This window comes from Phenylobacterium sp. J367 (genome assembly GCF_024699985.1).
Taxonomy (GTDB): domain Bacteria; phylum Pseudomonadota; class Alphaproteobacteria; order Caulobacterales; family Caulobacteraceae; genus Phenylobacterium.
Genome location: NZ_JAJONA010000001.1, coordinates 2,709,702 through 2,727,558, shown reverse-complemented (window position 1 = coordinate 2,727,558; position 17,857 = coordinate 2,709,702). Strand labels below are relative to the sequence as shown.

The window sequence follows — 17,857 nt, the reverse complement described above, 5'->3', positions numbered from 1 at the left end:
TTTCGCGATCAAAACACTTCACCCACCGTACGCGGCGGGCCCCAGACCCGCCGACAGCCCCCCGCACATACGCGAGCCGCCCCACAACGCACGAAAGCGCCTTTGGATCAGGTATTTGCGATCACAAGGGCGCCACTCAAGTCCCGTCCATACAGCCCTCACCTTACGTTCCGCCAGCATGTATCGGCGCGAACCGTCTATGACACCGGTGGCAATTGTCCTGCGGACAGAAATTCGGACAATTCCGGGTACGCTTGGCGACGCAACGGTATTCAGGCACATCGTGCGACGGTGTCCGAGGGGCGATCAAAAGCGAATCTGCGGGGCGACGAGGATCCCCTCGTCCAGGCCTTTCTCGCGCGCCGCCCGAACCTGCTGCGGTTCTTCGCGGCCAGGGTCGGGCGCGCGGTCGCGGAAGATCTGGCGCAGGACCTCTATCTCAAGATCGCCGGCCGGCCGGCGGGCGCCGAGACCGACAACCCCACCGCCTTCATCTACCGGATCGCCACCAACCTGATGCTGGACCGCGCCCGCGGCGAGCAAGCGCGGCGGCCCGCGATGGGGCCTGGCGGCGCGCGGCCCACGCCAGCGTCGGCGGGGAGGACGTGGCCGACGAGGTCCCGCCCGACGAGGCGGCGGCGTCGCGCCAGCGGTTGCGCCAGCTCGTCGCCGCGGTCGGCGGGCTGCCCCCGCAGATGCAGCGCGCCTTCCGGCTGCACAAGCTGGAGGGCCTGAGCCACGCCCAAACGGCGGACGTCATGGGGATCTCGGTGAAATCCGTGGAGAAGCACGTCAGCGCGGCCGTGAAAGCCCTGACGGCGAAGCTCGGCGGATGAATCTACCTGAAATTGCAAAATTGGACCGGGGGGTGCGGCTGATCGGCGCCGTCAATTCAGGTGACGGGCTGCGCCGGGGGCGTGGCGGGAACGACCATGAACCAGGCTTGGACACACGGCGGGGAGGCAGTCAGGGCGGCGGCCGCCGACTGGCTCGTGCGCCTGCAGGCCGACGACCTCAGCGAGGACGACGCGCTGGCCTTCGACGCCTGGCTCGAGGCGTCGCCGGACCATGCCCGGGCGTTCGACGAGACACTGGGGGTCTGGACGGAGCTCGGCGGATCGGCCGACGAGGTGGAAACCGCGCTCCGCAGCGAACGCCGGGTGCGCCCGGCTCCGACCCGCCGGTTCTACCTGGCGGCCGGAGCGATGGCCGCGGCCGCCGCGGCGGCGGTGATCGTCATCCCGGCGCTGACGCCCGCCCCGGCTCCGATCGGCTATGAGACGGCTCGCGGCGAACGGGAGAGCGTGACGCTCGCCGACGGTTCGCGCATCGACCTGAACGCCGGCACCCGGATGACCGTGGCGCTCAGCCGCAACGAGCGCCGCGTGGAGCTCGCCCATGGCCAGGCGGTGTTCGACGTGGCCCCCGACGCCGGGCGTCCTTTCGTGATCGCCGCGGGCGACCGCACCGTGCAGGTGGTGGGCACCCAGTTCGACGTCCGCCGGCGCGACGGCAAGCTGTCGGTCACCGTGGCCCGCGGCGTCGTCGAGGTGAGGCCGGCAGATGGCGCGCAGGGTCAGGCCTTCCGGCTGCGGCCCGGCCAGCGGCTCGACCACGTCGAGGGCGCATCCGCCGCCAAGGTCACCGCCGCCGCGCCCGACGAGGTGCTGGGCTGGCGCGCCGGGCGGCTGGTCTATCGCGATCGGCCGCTGGCGGAGGTCGTCGCCGACCTGAACGACCAGTTCGCCACCCCGATCCGCATCGCCGACCCGCGTCTCGCCGAGACGCCCGTCTCCGGCGTCCTGGTGCTCGACGATCAGGACGCGGTCATTCGTCGTCTCGCCCTCCTGGCCCCGCTTGCGGCAGAACGTTCCGACACGGGCGTCGTGTTGCGTTACAAGGACGCCAGACGCTGATGGGGACCTGGGGCCATAGCCCGAGCGGGAGCGTATCTGACCTGTGTCGCGACGGCCGCGGGCGCCTGCCTGCTGGCCGGCCGGTCTGACGCGTCCGAAGCGCGCTACCGCTTCCAGATCCCGCCCAAGAGCTATTCCGACGCCCTGATCGACCTGGGCATCCAGGCCAACGTCTCGGTGGTGGGCACCTCGGCCTGCGGGACCGGCGGACCCGCGACCCTGTCGGGGACCTATTCGCTCAACGAGGCGCTCGGCCGGCTGCTGGCCGGCGCGCCCTGCGGCTGGCGGGTCGTCGACCCGCGCACGGTGCGGATCGCGCCCCCGGTCCCGGCCGCGCCCCAGGACCCGGTCCGAGCGCCCGCCCTCGTCGCCGAGCTGATGGTCACCGCGACCAAGCGCCCGACCAGCGTCGGACGCATCCCGGCCGGGGCCAGCGCCATCGCCCAGGATCAGCTCGAACTCACCGGAGCCACCGACATCGGCCGGACCACCAGCCAGCTCGCCGGCGTCATCACCACCAACCTGGGGCCGGGACGCGACAAGCTGCTCATCCGCGGCCTGTCCGATGGCGCCTTCACGGGCCGCGCCCGCTCGACGGTCTCGACCTACCTCGACGACGCACCGATCAACTTCAACGCGCCCGACCCCGACCTGCGGCTGACCGACGTGGCCCAGGTCGAGGTGGTGCGCGGGCCGCAGGGGGCGCTCTACGGTTCCGGCGCCCTGACCGGCATCTACCGGATCGTCACCAACAAGCCCGACCTGAACGAGGCCCACGCCGGCCTCGCCGGGACGCTGGCCTGGACCGAGGACGGCTCACCCAGCCGTGTGCTCGAGGGCTATGCGAATCTACCCCTGAAGGTCGACGAGGTCGCAGTGCGGGCGGCGGCCTATCACGAGATCCAGGGGGCTATCTCGACAACGTCGCGCTGGGCGAGAACAACGTCGACCGCACCGAACGCGACGGCGGACGGCTGGCCTTCCGGTTCCAGCTCTCCGACGCCTGGCAGGCCGACCTGTCGGCGGCCGGCCAGCGGCTGCGCTCCAACGACAGCCAGTACGTCAGCCAGGGCATGGGCCAGAACCGCGGCAACCGCGTGCAGGAGGCCCACAAGAACGACTTCGCGGTCGGCGCCTTGAACCTGCGGGGCGAACTGCCGTGGGCCAGCCTCACCTCCTCGCTGACCTATGTGCAGCACACCTACTCAAGCCTCTACGACGCCACGCCGGTGGCGATCGCCGGCGGAACCTATGCGAACCTCGGCGGCGACCTCGGCGTGTTCCACGAAACCGCGCGGGTGAGCATGTGGGTGGAAGACTTCGTGCTCCGTTCCTCGCGTCCGGGCCCGTTGGCCTGGCTGATCGGCGCCTACGCCACGAGCGCCATCGAGAAGACGCCCTCGATGATCGGGGTCCGCACGCCCGGCGGCCTGCGCACCGCCTATCGCGAGAACCGGCACGACAAGGTGCGCGAGCTCGCCCTCTACGGCGAGGCCTCCTACGGGTTCGGCGACGGCTGGACCGCCGCGGCCGGGGGGCGGCTGTTCGAAACGCGGGTGAAGACGCTGTCGGACGTCACTACCGTGGCGCCTGGCGTCTCCCGCGCCTTCGAGGGCGAGCGGCGCTTCTCCGACTTCTCGCCGGCCCTGTCGCTGCAGAAGGAGTTCGCCGGCGGCGAGCTCGTCTACCTGCTCTATTCCGAAGGCTTCCGGAACGGCGGCTTCAACACTGGCGGGATCCTGCCGATCCGCGCCTCGCGGCTGACCTTCGCCCCGGACCGCCTGCGCAACTATGAGGCGGGCGCCAAGCTCCGGCTCCTCGACCAGCGGCTCTCGGCCCGCGGCGCGGTGTTCTTCGACAAGTGGTCAAACCTGCAGAGCGACCAGTACCGGCCGTCCGGCGTCGCCTACACGGCCAACGCGGGCGATGCGCGCGTCCTTGGCTTCGAGGCGGAGGCCGCCTACGACTTCGACTTCGGGCTGCAGTTGCAGGCCAATCTGCTGCTGGCCGATTCCGACATGACCCGCACCAATCCGAACTTCTCCGACACAGCGCTGGTCGACGCCCTGCCCGGCGTGCCGGACGTGTCGGGGGGCATCCTGGCGGTCTATGAGCGGCCGCTCGACGGGAGCCTGACCCTGCGCCTGAGCGGCGAGGCGTCCTATGTGGGCGAGTCCACCGTGAGCTTCCTCAGCGTGCGGGCCTACGCCCAGGAGGACTATGTGAGGGGCCCGGCTCGCCGCGGAGGTCTACTCCAACCGGTGGTCGGCGATGATCTTCGTCACCAATCCGGCGGATTCGGCCGGCGACACCTTCGCCTTCGGCAATCCCTTCATCTATGGCGCGGAGGGGCGGCTCGTGACGCCGCAACGCCCCCGCACCCTCGGCGTCAGGCTCGCCGCAGACTTCTGACATCATCGACTGGGGGGCGATCGCGGCCGGCGGCGTCATGAGTCAATGAACGGGCTGTGAACCAAGTCCGCGCGGGAGGCTGGGGAGTCGCCGTGGTGAAGCTATCTGCGCTCGTGTGCGTCGATAATGACGCACCGTTGCTGGGCGAATGCCTCAAGGGGCTGGCGTTCTGCGACGAGGTCGTCCTCGTGGCCGACCGGGCGACTCCGCGCCTCCAGGAGATCGCCCGCCGCGCCGGCGCACGCCTGGTCGCCGGCATCTTCCCGCACGACAGCCAGCGCCGCACCGCCGGGGCCGAGGCCTGCGGCGGCGAATGGATTCTCGAGGTCGAGCCCGACGAGGCGGTGGACTCGGCGCTCGCCTGGGAGATCCGCGCCACACTTCAGATGCGCCCCGAAGGCGACTGGTTCGACGTTCCGGTGGCCAACCATGTGGGCGGCAGGCTCGTCCAGCGGGGCTGGGGGGCCCGCTGGGTCCGGCGCGGGCTGCGCGGCTCTACCGCCGCGGCCTGAAGCGCTGGAGCCCCCGGCGACTGGACGGCGGCACGCTGTCCGGGACGCCGGCGGGCGCGCTCAAGGGGCCCTGCGGCGGCACGCGGCGGCCGACACCGGCGCCTTGGTCGATCGCGTGAACCGCCTCGCGGCCCTCACCGCGGCCGCCCACGCCGAGGCCGGGTCGGCCCGCGCCTTCGCCGGTGGCGTGCCTGCGGGCCTCGCCGAGTTCGCGCGGAGCTATCTGCTGGCGGGAGGCTGGCGCGAAGGCCGGGACGGCTTCCTGCTCGCCATTCTGAGCGGCCTGCACCCCGTGCTCGTCGCCTCCCGGATGCGCGAGGCGCAGGACGGCCGTCGCCCGGCGGCGACGCCACGCCCGCTGACGCCCGTCCTCGAGCTCGGCGCGCGCTGACGCGGCCCCTGAGACGCGCCTCGGGCCTCTAACGGCGTTCGAGTCGCTGTTTCGCCCAATTGATACGAGAGCTTAGGTGCGTCATAGCCGTGGCGTGCCAAGGACGCGTCCCATGAGTCAATCTTCCGACGTCACCACCGACCTGTCGTCGCCCAAGGACCGGGCCGAGGGCTGGCGCATGGTGCAGAACGCCCCGGGTCCCGAGACCCCGGACACGCCCGATCGGAAGGGCCGGCAGAAGGGGATGGCGATCATCCTCGGCGCAGGCGCCACCTTCTGGGGCGCGGTCGGCGCCGTCGCCTGGTACCTGGTGAACCGCTAGCGCAGCGCCGCGGCGACGTCCGCCGCGCCGGGTCCGACGATGACGTGCAGCCGGTCTCCGGTTCGGACCACGCCCCTCGCCCCGGCAGCCTTCAGCTTCGCCTCGTCGACCGCCGCCCCGGCCGGAAGGGCCAGACGCAGCCGGCTGTCGCAGACCTCCACCCCCCATGGCCTCAGCGCCCTCAGCGCCGCGGCCAGACCGCCGCCGGCCGCAGAACCTGAAGCGAGGCTCGCCCGGATCTCGCCGGCCACCTGGTCGGCCTGCGGCCCCAGCACAACCTGCAGCGCCTCCGCCGACGGCCGCACGAAGCCCTTCGCCCCGAGCGCCCGCAACGCCGCCTCGTCGACCGCGGCCTGGTCCGTCACCACCAGGCGCAGGCGCGTGGTGCAGGCGTCCACGGAGGCGAGATTCGCCGCCCCGCCCAGCGCACGGGCGAAGGCCTCGCCCCGGCTGGCCGGCTGCGCCGCGGCGGGCGCAACGGTCGCGGGCGCGTCCTCGCGGCCGGGCGTCTTCAGGTCGAAGGCGCGGATCACCAGGCGGAAGAGGCCGTAATAGACGCCCGCATAGGCCAGCCCGATGGGGATCAACAGCCAGGGCTTCGTCGCCTTGTTGAAGTTGAGCACATAGTCGAACAGCCCCGCGGAGAAGCCGAAGCCGAGCTTCACGCCCAGCGCGTCCATCAGCGCCATGGAGACGCCGGTCAGCACCGCGTGGACCGCGTAAAGCGCCGGCGCCAGGAACATGAAGCTGAACTCGATGGGCTCCGTCACCCCGGTCAGGAACGAGGTCAGGCCGACGGACAGCAGCATCCCGCCCACCGCCTTCCGCCGCTCCGGCCGGGCGGCGTGGTACATGGCCAGACATGCCGCCGGCAGGCCGAACATCATCACCGGGAAGAAGCCGGTCATGAAGGCGCCGGCCGTGGGGTCGCCGGCCGCGAAGCGGTTGAGGTCGCCGGTCACCCCGCCGTGCTCGCCGATCAGGAACCAGGCGAGGTTGTTCAGGATGTGGTGCAGGCCGGTGACGATGAGCAGCCGGTTCAGCACGCCGTAGAGGAAGAGGCCGAGGGGGCCCAGGCCCAGCACGCCGGCGCTGAGCGCGTCCATGCCGCGCTCCAGCACGGGCCAGGCGAGGCCGAAGGCCAGCGCGAGGCCGACGCCGGCCAGTCCGCAGACGATCGGCACGAACCGGCGGCCGCCGAAGAAGGCGAGATACTCCGGCAGGCGGATCTCCGAGTACCGGTTGTAGAGCCCGCCGGCGATGAGGCCCGAAAGGATGCCGGCCGGGATCGAGAGCTTGCCGATCTCCTTGGCCTTCCAGGCCGCCGACGCCAGGGCCTCCGCCCCGGGCGCGACGCCTGCGAGGGCGTCGGGCGGCACCTGCAGGATGGCCTTGGCGCCCTCCGTCGCGACGAGAAAGCAGACGACCCCCGCGAGGCCCGCCGCGCCGTGGTTCTCGCGCGCCAGGCCCACGGCCACGCCGACCGCGAAGATCAGGCCGAGATTGCCGAAGACCGCGCCGCCGGCCGCCGCGAACACCTGGGCCAGGATGCCGAACGCCCCGCCGCCCAGACCGGCCAGGGCCGGCGCGCCCAGCAGGTCGGGCTGGCCCAGCCTGAGCATCAGGGCGGCCACCGGCAGCACGGCGATGGGCAGCATCAGGGCGCGGCCGAGGCTCTGCACCCCGCTCAGGCGAAGCTTCATGGCGGGGCTCCGAACCGTTGACGCGCGAGGGCGCGGACCTCTTCGGCGGCGGTGAGATCGAGCGCCGCCAGGGCCGCCGCCCGGCAATCGGCGATGTCGAGGCTGCGCAGCCTGGCCTTCAGTCCCGGCAGGGCGGCCGGCGCGGCGGAGAGGCTGCGCACGCCCAGGCCGACGAGCAACGGGGCCGCCAGCGGGTCCGACGCCAGGCCGCCGCAGACCGAGGCGGGCTTGCCGGCGGCGGCGCAGGCGTCCGCCACGCGGGCGATCAGACGCAGGACGGCCGGGTGCAGGCCGTCGAGGCGCGGCGCCAGCTCGGCGTGCTCGCGGTCCATGGCCAGCACGTACTGGGTGAGGTCGTTGGTGCCGAGCGAGAGGAAGTCGGCCTCGCGGGCGAGCTGGTCGGCCAGCAGGGCCGCGGAGGGCGTCTCGACCATCACGCCGAGCGGAACGGCGCGCCCGGGCGCGAGCTCGGCCAGCAGGCCGCGGACGGCGCGCACGTCGGCCACGTCGTTGACCATCGGCAGCAGGATGCGGACCGGCCCCTCGACCTCGAGGATCGCGGCGAGCTGGGTCCTGAGCAGGGCCGGCGCGCGCAGGCCCGCGCGCAGGCCGCGCAGGCCCAGGGCCGGGTTGGCCTCGTGCGGCGCGGGCGCGAAGGCCAGCGGCTTGTCCCCGCCGGCGTCGAGGGTGCGGATGGTCAGCGGCCGTCCGGCCAGCGCATCGGCCACCGCCTGGTAGGCGGCGGTCTGCTCGGCCTCGGTGGGCGCGTCCTGCCGGTCGAGGAACAGGAACTCGGTGCGGAAGAGACCGCAGCCCTCGGCCCCCTGCCCGACCGCCGGCCGGGCCTCGGCGATGGCGCCGAGGTTGGCCAGCATCTCGATGCGCGTCCCATCCGCCGTGCGGCCGGGTTCGGCCGCGGCGGCGCGATCGGCCTCGCGGCGCGCGGCGCGGGCCGCCAGCGCCCCTTGCGCGGCCTCCAGGGCGGCCCGGTCCGGCGCGACCCGCAGGCAGCCGGCGTCGGCGTCGAGGATCACCGTCGCGCCTTCGGGCGCGTTCAGGATGGCCTCGCCCATGGCCGCGAGCGCCGGCACGCCCATCGCCTGGGCGAGGATCGCCACGTGGGACGTCGCGCCGCCGCGCGCCGTGCAGAAGCCGGCCGGCTGCTGGCCTTCGAGCGCGATGAGCTGCGACGGCAGGAGTTCGTCGGCGACGACAATCGCCCCGCCGGGCAGCCGGGGCGCCGGAGCCTCCTCGCCGGACAGCGCGAACAGCACCTGGCGCTCGAGGTCGAGCAGGTCGTCGGCGCGTTCCACGAACCGGGCGTCGCCGAGGCCCTTCAGGGCGGCCACCGTTTCGCGCACCGCCTCGCGCCAAGCCACGCCGGCGCTGCGGCCGGCCGCGACCGCCGCCTCCGCCCGACCGCGGAGATCGGGGTCGGCGAGGAAGGCCTGGTGGGCGGCCAGGATGTCCCGCTGGCTCTGATGGCGTCCGGCGGCGGCCAGGCCCGCCGCGACCCGGGCCAGGGCGTCGCGCAGGGCGCCGGCTTCGACGTCGGAGCCGCGGCTCTCCTCCGCGACCACCGGCTCGGGCGCCGCCAGCCGGTGGGCGACGCCGATGGCGAGGCCCGGCGCCGCCGTCACGCCGCGCAGCACGCCGGGCTCGCTCGCCGCCGCCGGCATCGCCGCCCCGGGCGCGGCGGCGCCGAGCGTCGCCCGCTCCTCCGCCGCGATCGCCTCGAGCAGTTCGCGGATCGCCGCGATCGCCGCTTCGGCGTCCGGACCCCGGGCCGCGAGGCTCAGCGCCTGGCCGTGGCCGGCGCCAAGCGTCATCACCGCCACGGCGCTCCGCACGTCGGCCCGGCGGGCGCCGTGCACGAAGGCCAGTTCGGACCGGAAGCCCTGGGCCCGGGCCGCCAGCCGCGCGGCCGGACGCGCGTGGAGGCCGTGCGGCAGCGGGATCACCACGTCCACGGCGATCTCGGCGCCTTGCGCCTCGAGGGCGGCCGCGGCGCCCGCAAGCGGCCGGAGCCGCATCAGCACCTCCCCCGCCCTCACCTCGCGCCCCGTCACCGGGGCTTCGACGGCGAAGGCGTCGCCGTTGATCAGCACCACCGGCGTCAGCAGGCTGCGCGCCCGGCCGGCCACGAGATCGAGGTCGAAGCTCAGCAGCCGGTCGCCGGCCCGGACGCGGGCGCCCTCCGCCACGTGGGCGGTGAAGCCCTCCCCCGCGAGCGCCACGGTCTCGAGCCCCACATGGATCAAAAGCTCGGCCCCGGCGGCGGAGCGCAGGGTCACCGAATGGCGGCTGGCCGGCAGGCCGATCACCGTCCCGTCGAAGGGGGCCAGCACCTCGCCCTCCACGGGGTCGATCGCGACGCCGTCGCCGAGCATCCGGCCGGCGAACACCGGGTCCGGCAGCTCGTCCAGCGGCGCCGCCCAGCCGGCCAGCGGCGCTCCCACCGCGATCGTCACTTGCGGGGCTCCAGCCAGACGCCGCTCAGCGCCCACATCGGATCGACCTTCGGCCGGGCGAAGGTGAAGCAGAGGTCCTGGCTGCCGGTGGTGGGCGGCAGCTTCGCCTCGAGCGTGGTCACCGCCGGATTGCCGGCCGCGGGCTTCAGCGGGACCACGATCGGCTCGGCCTTGCAGCCGCCGACCCGGACCTCCAGCTCGCCTTCGGGCGTCCGGCTGTTCCCGGCCACGACCTTCTCGATGTCCTTGCCGATCTGGTAGTTGAACGGGAGCTGGCCCACGTCCACGCGGACGGCGCCGACGCCGGTCAGGTCGGCGCCTTCCCAGATCCAGCAGGGGTTCATGATGTCGGTCATGAAGGTGGCGCGCTCGCCCCGCACCGGCGCGTCGTCCTCCAGCGCGATGGCGATGTTCGTGGTGCACAGCTTGAGCTGGCGGCTGTCGCGGTAGAGCGGGTCGGCGATCGTCTCCGGGCCCTTGAACGGCGTCTCCGCGGCGGCGAACCCCAGCCGGCGGATGCGCGCGGTGGCGGGCTCAGCCCGGCGCATGAAGTCCGCGACGTCCCTGGTCCCCACCGGAGACCAGGCGCGCTCGGCCACGGCGAGGCCGCGGGGGAAGAGCATGTGGGCGGCGCGCGCCTCGGTGCGGATGTGCTCGACCCAGAGGTTGCCTTGCAGGCCCAGGACGTGGCGACGCTCGGCCTCGCTGAGCTGGGTCGGCATGGGGTCAAAGGCGTAGACGTCCTCCAGGCGGACCACGAAGTGGCGGCCCGGCGGCTCGTCGCTGCGGCGCGTCTGCCGGTTGTCGAAATAGAGGATCGGCGCCGGCGACAGCACCGTGTCGTGGCCGGCCTTGGCGGCGGCCAGCGCGCCGCCGATGCCGCGCCAGCTCATCACGGTCGCGCCCGGCGCAAGCCCGCCCTCCAGGATCTCGTCCCAGCCGATCAGCCGACGTCCCTTGGCGGAGAGATGCTTCTCCATCCGCTGGACGAACCAGCTCTGCAGAGCGTGCTCGTCCTTCAACCCGAGGGCCTTCATCTGGGCCTGGATGGTCGGCGAGGCCTTCCACTGGTCCTTCACCGCCTCGTCGCCGCCCACGTGGATGTAGGTGGACGGAAAGAGCTCCACGACCTCGTCCAGCACGTCCTGCAGGAAGCCGATGGTCCGCTCGTCGGTGTTGAAGATGTCCGGATAGACGCCCCAGTCGGACGGCACGGCGGTGCGCGAACCTGGTGCGGCCGCAAGGAACGGATAGGCCACCGACGCCGCCGAGGCATGGCCGGGCATCTCGATCTCGGGGACGATGGTGATCTGCCGCTCGGCGGCGTAGGCGACCAGCGCCTTCACCTCGGCCTGGGTGTAGACCCCGCCATAGAGCCGCGGCTTCCCCGTGGCGGGGTCGATGTCGCGGGCGGGCGCCTCGCCGGCCGGCACGCGCCAGCCGCCGACCTCGGTCAGCTTCGGGTACTTGCGGATCTCCAGCCGCCAGGCCTGGTCGTCGGTCAGGTGCCAGTGCAGCGTGTTCAGCTTGTGCGCCGCCATCACGTCGATCAGCGAGCGGATGAAGGCCGGCGACTGGTAGTGGCGGGCGCTGTCCAGCATGAGGCCGCGCCACTTGAAGCGCGGCGCGTCGTCGATGCGCATGCCCTGAAGGGTGACGGTCTTGCCCGGCTCGGCGGTCAGGAGCTGCCACAGCGTCATGGCGCCGTAGAACATGCCCGCCTCGGTGCGGGCGGTGACCAGCACGCCCTGCGAGCTGACCTCCAGGCGGTAGCCTTCCGGATCGGCGACGTCGCCACGGGCGAAGGTGATGACCGCGAGCCGGGGCGCCTGGGACAGCTTGAGCTTCGGGCCGCCCGCCCGCGCGGTGAGGTCGGCGAGGAACGCCGCCGTCTTCCGGTCTGCCGGATTGTCGATCTTCAGCGTGGCGCCGTCCGAGATGCGCAGGGCTCCGGCGGCTTCCGCCATGGAGACCGGCTTCGGCGTGATGTCGGGCGCCGCCTGGACGGCGCTCCCGAAGAGGATCCCTGCTGCGGCGAGCGCCGCTGCGATCCACGGACCGATACTCGCCCGCATCCTTCCCTCCGGCTCCCGGCGCAAACCCTACAATGGAAAAGGAAAAGGGCGCGGGAAAGTGGGGGAGCCGCGCCCTTCAAGTCAGGGGATGAGGATCAGAACTTCAGTCGGGCGCCCACGTAGAACACCCGGCCGTTGCGGTAGTAGGCCCGCGGCCGCGACTCGGTCCCGGAGTAGAACTTCAGGATCTCGTCGGTGAGGTTCACTGCGTCGGCGGTGAGCGCGATGTTCTCCGTCACGTTGAAGCTCGCGGACGCGTCGAGGCTCTTGCTGGACGCGCTGTTGAGCTGGGCCGCCCGGTCGATGTCGACGAAGTACTTGGACCGGTAGTTGTAGGACAGCCGCGCCGAGAACCGGTCGTTTTCGTACCAGCCGGTCAGGTTGTAGCTGTGCTTCGAGTTGCCCGGGATCGGGTCGCCGTTGTTCGCCTTGGCGTCGGAGTAGGTGTAGTTCGCCTGCACCCCGAAGCCGTTCCACACCGGCTGCTGCACGGCGACTTCCAGGCCCTGGTTGCGGCCGCCCGGGCCGTTGACCGGCCGGGTGATGTCGAAGCGGCAGTTGTAGAGCGCGCCCGAGATGCTGGTGCAGCGCGACAGGTCCGGCGTGTTGGTCTCGACCCGCTGCATCTCCTCGTTCGTCTCGTTCACGAGGTAGGACAGGATGTCCTTGTAGAAGACCGCGACCGTCAGGGCCGACTGGGGCGCGTAGTACCATTCGGCCGACAGGTCGAACTGGTTGGCCCGGTAGGGGTCGAGCTGCGGGTTGCCGCCGATGCCGGTGTAGATCGACGGCGTCACCGACACCTGCGGGGCGATCTTGGCGTAGTCGGGCCGGGCCATGACGCGCGCCGCCGCGAAGCGGACGACCAGGTCCTCGGACAGGTCGAACGCCACGTTGAAGCTCGGCAGGACGTCCGTGTAGTTGTTCTTGTAGGTCACCGGCGTGATGTCGCCGAACGGGTTGGGCGTGCCGCCGCCCGCGCCGACCAGCCAGCCGTCCGCCGTCTGCTCGGTGCGCACCACGCGCAGGCCCACGTTGCCGCGGTAGCCCTCGCCCTCGAAGGCGCCCATGGCGTAGCCGCCGAAGGCCTTTTCCTCGATGGTGTAGCTGTCGGTGGGCGACAGGAACTTGTAGTCGGCGCTGCCGGGGGTGGACGGCGTCCATTCCACCAGGGTCTTGGAGAGCAGGAGCTGTTCCAGCTTCTTGCGGTCCACCTGGCGGTAGGCCGAGAGCACGCCCCGCCTCGCGGATGCCCTTCAGGTAGTCGCCCGGCGTCACGTCGCCCGCCACGTCGGCGAGGCCGCAGATGTGGCCGCTGCAGAGGGCCGCCGGTCCACGGATAGAGCGAGCCGAGGCGGCCGGCGATGTGCAGGGTCTCACGCTCGTGGTCGGTGAATTTCACGCCGGCCTTGAAGCTGGTAAACGGACCGAAGTTGCGCGTGTGCTCGATGTCGCCGCGGACGTAGAACTCCTCGTCGGTGTTGCCGATGCTGTCGAGCGAGGTCCAGCCCAGCTCGTTCATCGCCGCCGCGTTGGTCGGGTCGAGGTTGGTGAAGGTGACCCGCGGAACGCCCTGGGTCAGGTCGAAGCTGAAGCCGGTGACGCCGATGGTTTCCCAGAACGGCTGGGCCTCGGTCTCGCCCTCGGCGTCGGTGTAGCCGATCTGGCCGTGCAGCTTCCAGGCGTCAGAGAGCTCGTAAGCCACGTCGAGGTCGATGGAGCGGGTCTCGGTGGACGCGATCCGGTCGATGGCGTCGAACACCGCGCCGAAGCCGCCGGTCTGGCCGAACGTCCCGCGGACGAGCGTGCCGTCGCGGACTTCCGTGCCGGTGAGCGTGGAGCCGGCGCCGACCTTGTTCGAACCCCAGGCCATGAAGTTCTGGTTGAAGTTGTCGGCGTCCATCTGGCTGTAGAGGCCGGTGAGGTTCACCTCGAGCTGGTCGGTCGGGGCGAACTGGACGGCGACGTTCACGCCCTGGCGGTCGCGCTTCTGCTGGAAGAACGACGAGCCGATCAGCGACGGGTAGTCGAGCGTGCCGAGCGTCCCGCCGAAGTTGTTGGAGCCGTAGCCCAGCACTTCCACGCCGTCGCGGCGCAGGTGGCGGACCTGCTTGATGAGGCCGACGAGCACGCCGAAGGTGTCGGCGTCGTTCTTCCACGACAGCATGCCCGAGAGCTGCGGGTCCCATTTGTCGGCGAGCTGGGCGTAGGCCATCTGGGCCGAGGCCTGGACGGTCAGGTTGTCGAGGTCGAGCGGCCGGCGGGTGACGACGTTCACCGTGCCGCCGATGCCGCCCTCCTCCAGGTCGGCCTGCGGGCTCTTCAGGACCTGCACCTGGCCGACGATCTCGGACGGCAGCATCAGGTAGTTGAAGGAGCGGCTGGCGTTGAGCTGGTCGAGGATGAACCAGTCGGCGGTGGCCACGCCATGGCCGTTCAACAGGGTGAGGTTGAGGTTCGGCGCGGTGCCGCGGATCGACACCCGCTCGCCCTCGCCGAAGTCACGGCTGATGGTGACGCCAGTGACCCGCTGCAGGCTCTCGGCCACGTTCTTGTCGGGGAACTTGCCGACGTCCTCGGCGGAGATGACTTCGATCACGCCGTCGGCGTTGCGCTTGGCTTCGATCGACTGCTGCAGCGAGGCGCGGATGCCGGTGACCACCAGTTCGTCCACCTCGGCCTGCGCGTGCGCCGCGCCGGTCCAGGCGAGCAAGGCGGCCAGGCTCGTGGACGCCGCGAGAACGGTTCGCTTCATGCCCATGGATTCTTCTCCCCTACGGCGGCCCATTGGCTCGCCCCCATGTGACCAATTACGTGCCAATACGCCGCACGACTCGGGCAAACTCCTCCCAAGGCACTCGGGAGCGGGGGCTAAGCTGTGACGGAAAAATGAACCGATGCAAGCGAAAAGAGGACCAATTGCAGTTCATTCGATAATTGGTATGGAATTGGTCAGACACGTGACCTATAGAGCAAGGGCCGCCATGGTGCGGCCTGTCATTCGGTCGGGGGCGCCGTGCCAGCGTTTGCAGAACTGATCGGGAGCCTGGATCCGCAAGCGAGGGGGCCGCTGTACCAGCAGCTCCAGCAGCAGATCCGCGTCGCCATCCAGAATCGCGTGCTGGCGCCCGACGAGGCCCTGCCGCCCGAACGGGACATGGCCGAGGAATTCGCGGTTTCCCGCATCACCGTGCGCAAGGCGCTGGACGGCCTCGTCGCCGAGGGCCTGCTGCTGCGCCGGCAGGGCGCCGGAACCTTCGTCGCCAGCCGCGTGGAGAAGAGCTTCTCCAAGCTGTCGTCGTTCAGCGAGGACATGATCTCCCGCGGGCGCACGCCGCGCAGCGAGTGGCTGCAGCGGACTGAAGCCGCCGTGACGCCGGAGGAGTCCATGGTCCTGGGGCTCAGTCCGGGATCGACGGTCTATCGCTTCCACCGCATCCGCTTCGCGGACGACCTGCCGATGGCGCTCGAGTACTCGACGCTGGCGGGCTACGCCCTGCCCTCGCTCCAGGCGGTGGGCTCCTCGCTCTACGAGGCGCTGGAAGCCGCCGGCAATCGCCCCACCCGCGCGCTGCAGCGCCTGCGCGCCGTGCTCTTCACGCCCGAACAGGCGGCCCTGCTCCGCGTTCATCCCGGGGACGCCGGGTTGCTGATCGAGCGGCGCGGCTTCCTCAAGGACGGCCGACCGGTGGAATTCACCCAGTCCTACTATCGCGGCGACGCCTACGACTTCGTGGCCGAGCTCAACGCCCTGACCTCGTAAGCCGGAAGGAGCCGAGTTGCCCCACGTGAGTCCCGAGGCGCCCCGCAACGACGCCCGTGCGTCCAGCCTGATGGCCCAGGAAGCGGCCGAGGCGCCGCGCGTGGTCGGCGACCTGCTGACGCGCAACGCCGAGGCTGTGGGCGAGCTCACCGCCGAGCTGCGCGCCCGGCCGCCGCGCCTGGTGCTGACCTGCGCCCGCGGTTCCTCGGACCACGCCGCCACCTACGCCAAGTACCTGATCGAGACCCGGCTCGGCCTGATCACCGCCTCGGCGGCGCCATCCGTGAGTTCCGTCTATGGCTCGGCGACCGACGCCGGCGACGTGCTGGCGATGGCCATCAGCCAGTCCGGCGCGAGCCCGGATCTGATCGCCACGGCCGAGGCCGCCAAGGCCGGCGGCGCGACCCTGGTCGCCCTCGTCAACGCCCCGAATTCGCCGCTCGCGGCCATCGCCGACGCCGAGCTGCCGCTGTGGGCCGGGCCGGAGCTGTCGGTGGCGGCCACCAAGTCCTACCTCGCCGCGCTCGCGGGCATCGCCCAGGTCGTCGCCGCCTGGAGCGAGGACGCCGCTCTGGAGGCCGCGCTGGCCGACCTGCCCGCCAAGATGGCGGCCGCGCGCCAGTGCGACTGGTCGCCGGCCCTGGAGGTCCTGGAGGACGCCCAGAGCCTCTACGTGCTTGGCCGGGGCCCCGGCTTCGCCGCCGCCCAGGAGGCGGCGCTCAAGTTCAAGGAGACCTGCGGCCTGCACGCCGAGGCGTTCAGCGCCGCCGAGGTCCGCCACGGTCCGATGGCCCTGGCCCGCGACGGCTTCCCGGTTCTGATCCTGGCCCAGGACGACCAGACGCGCGAGGGCGTCGAACAGCTCGCCGCCGAGCTGGCCGCGGCCGGCGCGAACGTCCTGCTGGCCGGCGGGACCGCGCCCGGCGCCATCGCCCTGCCCTCGGTCGCCGCCGACCCGCTGCTGCAGCCGGTCCTGCTGGCCCAGAGCTTCTACGGCATGGTCGAGCGCCTCGCCCGCGAGCGCGGCTTCGACCCCGACCGGCCGCCCGGCCTCGCCAAGGTGACGAGGACCGTCTGATGTCTGTCGCGCTCACAGGCGGCCGCATCCTCAACGGCCGGGGCATCGCCGAGGGCATGGGCGTCGTCCTCGACGGCGGCCGGATCGCCGCTGTCCTGCCGGAGGCCGAGGCCCTCGCGCGGGCCGATGCTCGTCACGATCTGGCCGGCGGCCTGCTGGTCCCGGGCTTCGTGGACACCCAGGTGAACGGCGGCGGCGGGGTGCTGTTCAATGACGATCTCAGCGTCGACGCGATCGCCGCGATCGGCGCGGCGCACCGGAAGTTCGGGTCGACCGGCTTCCTTCCCACCCTGATCAGCGAGGACCTCGCCGCCATCGACCGGGCCATGCGCGCCGTCGAGCAGGCGATCGCGCAGGGCGTGCCGGGCGTGCTGGGCGTCCACGTGGAGGGCCCTTCCTCAGCCCGGCCCGGGCGGGCATCCACGACAAGGCGAAGTTCCTCACGCTCGACGCGGCGGCCATCGAGCTCCTGAGTTCGCTGCAGGCCGGCAAGACGCTCGTCACCCTCGCGCCGGAAGCTACCGATGCGAGTTGCATCGCCCGGCTGACCGCGGCCGGCGTGGTCGTCGCGGCCGGCCATACCGACGCCACCTACGAGGAAACTCAGGCGGCTCTGGCCTCCGGCATCAGCGGCTTCACCCACCTCTTCAACGCCATGTCGCCCCTGCAGAGCCGGGCGCCGGGCGCGGTTGGGGCGGCCCTGGAGGACCAGGGCGCGTTCTGCGGAATCATCGTCGATGGCCGCCACATCCACCCGGCGGTGCTGCGGCTGGCCCTCCGCTGCCGGCCGCTCGACCGCTTCATGCTCGTCACCGACGCCATGCCGAGCGTCGGCCTGACCGACAAGACCTTCGTCCTGCAGGGCCAGACCATCACCGTGCGGGACGGCGTCTGCGTCGCGCCGGACGGCACGCTCGCCGGCTCGGACCTCGACATGGCGCGCGCGGTCCGCAACGCGGTGGAGATGCTGGGCGTCGACCTTGCCGACGCGCTGCGGATGGCCAGCCAGGCGCCGGCCCAGTTCCTCGGTCTCGACCACGAGCTCGGCCGCATCGCGCCCGGCCTGCGCGCCGACCTCGCCCTGCTGGACGACGCGGGCCAGGTCGTGACCACCTGGATCGGCGGTCAACTTCCCGCGTGAGCCGAATATGGCGGCTTGATTCCTTATCGCCGATCAGTTTCGCTTGATCCCGATCAAGGAGGCGTCCGTCCGC

At 71.9% G+C, this 17,857-nt stretch carries 11 protein-coding genes and 5 pseudogenes; 11 read left to right on the top strand and 5 right to left on the bottom strand.

The features are described from left to right. Nucleotides 1–291 precede the first annotated feature (291 nt). From LRS04_RS14595 to LRS04_RS14560, 8 genes and pseudogenes are all read left to right on the top strand, one after another. Nucleotides 292–483 (top strand): annotated as a pseudogene (locus LRS04_RS14595) (RNA polymerase sigma factor); the annotation flags it as partial. 110 nt (nt 484–593) lie between these two features. After that, a pseudogene (locus LRS04_RS14590) lies at nt 594–836 on the top strand (RNA polymerase sigma factor); the annotation flags it as partial. Between the two features lie 96 nt (nt 837–932). Then, on the top strand, nt 933–1,916 hold the full coding sequence (locus LRS04_RS14585; RefSeq protein ID WP_257816977.1) for a FecR domain-containing protein: 984 nt from the start codon (nt 933–935) through the stop codon (nt 1,914–1,916). Nucleotides 1,917–2,294: 378 nt separating this feature from the next. After that, nucleotides 2,295–2,639: pseudogene (locus LRS04_RS14580) on the top strand (TonB-dependent receptor plug domain-containing protein); the annotation flags it as partial. Between the two features lie 77 nt (nt 2,640–2,716). After that, on the top strand, nt 2,717–4,369 hold the full coding sequence (locus LRS04_RS14575) for a TonB-dependent receptor domain-containing protein (RefSeq protein WP_308238345.1): 1,653 nt from the start codon (nt 2,717–2,719) through the stop codon (nt 4,367–4,369). Between the two features lie 96 nt (nt 4,370–4,465). Continuing rightward, nucleotides 4,466–4,840 carry a hypothetical protein gene (locus LRS04_RS14570; protein ID WP_257816976.1) on the top strand — a complete coding sequence of 125 codons (375 nt, stop codon included), beginning with the start codon at nt 4,466–4,468 and terminating at the stop codon, nt 4,838–4,840. A 115-nt stretch (nt 4,841–4,955) separates the two neighbouring features. Continuing rightward, complete coding sequence (locus LRS04_RS14565) at nt 4,956–5,231, top strand: hypothetical protein (RefSeq protein ID WP_257816975.1); 276 nt, start codon at nt 4,956–4,958, stop codon at nt 5,229–5,231. Between the two features lie 112 nt (nt 5,232–5,343). Beyond that, the gene (locus LRS04_RS14560; protein WP_257816974.1) at nt 5,344–5,553 is read left to right on the top strand and encodes a hypothetical protein; all 210 of its coding nucleotides are present in this window, start codon (nt 5,344–5,346) and stop codon (nt 5,551–5,553) included. Here the strand turns inward: LRS04_RS14560 and nagE are convergent. The 5 genes and pseudogenes from nagE to LRS04_RS14535 all read right to left on the bottom strand — a co-directional run. Continuing rightward, nucleotides 5,550–7,256, bottom strand: coding sequence for an N-acetylglucosamine-specific PTS transporter subunit IIBC (nagE, locus tag LRS04_RS14555; protein WP_257816973.1), 1,707 nt, complete (start codon nt 7,254–7,256; stop codon nt 5,550–5,552). The genes LRS04_RS14560 and nagE overlap by 4 nt on opposite strands. After that, complete coding sequence (ptsP, locus tag LRS04_RS14550) at nt 7,253–9,727, bottom strand: phosphoenolpyruvate--protein phosphotransferase (protein ID WP_257816972.1); 2,475 nt, start codon at nt 9,725–9,727, stop codon at nt 7,253–7,255. Before ptsP ends, nagE begins: the two co-directional genes overlap by 4 nt. After that, nucleotides 9,724–11,802 carry a family 20 glycosylhydrolase gene (locus tag LRS04_RS14545; protein ID WP_257816971.1) on the bottom strand — a complete coding sequence of 693 codons (2,079 nt, stop codon included), beginning with the start codon at nt 11,800–11,802 and terminating at the stop codon, nt 9,724–9,726. Before LRS04_RS14545 ends, ptsP begins: the two co-directional genes overlap by 4 nt. A 95-nt stretch (nt 11,803–11,897) precedes the next feature. After that, nucleotides 11,898–12,971: a TonB-dependent receptor gene (locus LRS04_RS14540; RefSeq protein WP_257816970.1), complete on the bottom strand. Its 1,074-nt coding sequence runs from the start codon at nt 12,969–12,971 to the stop codon at nt 11,898–11,900. A gap of 263 nt (nt 12,972–13,234) precedes the next feature. After that, nucleotides 13,235–14,557, bottom strand: a pseudogene (locus LRS04_RS14535) (TonB-dependent receptor); the annotation flags it as partial. A gap of 261 nt (nt 14,558–14,818) precedes the next feature. Between LRS04_RS14535 and LRS04_RS14530 the strand changes: the two are divergent. The 3 genes and pseudogenes from LRS04_RS14530 to nagA all read left to right on the top strand — a co-directional run bounded on the left by LRS04_RS14530 (nt 14,819) and on the right by nagA (nt 17,784). Beyond that, a complete protein-coding gene (locus tag LRS04_RS14530; protein WP_257816969.1) occupies nt 14,819–15,565 on the top strand; it encodes a GntR family transcriptional regulator in 747 nt (248 codons plus the stop codon). A 16-nt stretch (nt 15,566–15,581) separates the two neighbouring features. After that, nucleotides 15,582–16,643, top strand: coding sequence for an SIS domain-containing protein (locus LRS04_RS14525; RefSeq protein ID WP_257816968.1), 1,062 nt, complete (start codon nt 15,582–15,584; stop codon nt 16,641–16,643). Further along, nucleotides 16,643–17,784, top strand: a pseudogene (nagA, locus tag LRS04_RS14520) (N-acetylglucosamine-6-phosphate deacetylase). Before LRS04_RS14525 ends, nagA begins: the two are co-directional and overlap by 1 nt. Nucleotides 17,785–17,857: the final 73 nt, after the last annotated feature.

Coding starts and splice junctions, on each gene's coding strand:
- LRS04_RS14585 (WP_257816977.1), top strand. CDS start 933: ATGAACCAGGCTTGGACACACGGCGGGGAGGCAGTCAGGGCGGCGGCC.
- LRS04_RS14545 (WP_257816971.1), bottom strand. CDS start 11,802: ATGCGGGCGAGTATCGGTCCGTGGATCGCAGCGGCGCTCGCCGCAGCA.
- nagE (WP_257816973.1), bottom strand. CDS start 7,256: ATGAAGCTTCGCCTGAGCGGGGTGCAGAGCCTCGGCCGCGCCCTGATG.
- LRS04_RS14560 (WP_257816974.1), top strand. CDS start 5,344: ATGAGTCAATCTTCCGACGTCACCACCGACCTGTCGTCGCCCAAGGAC.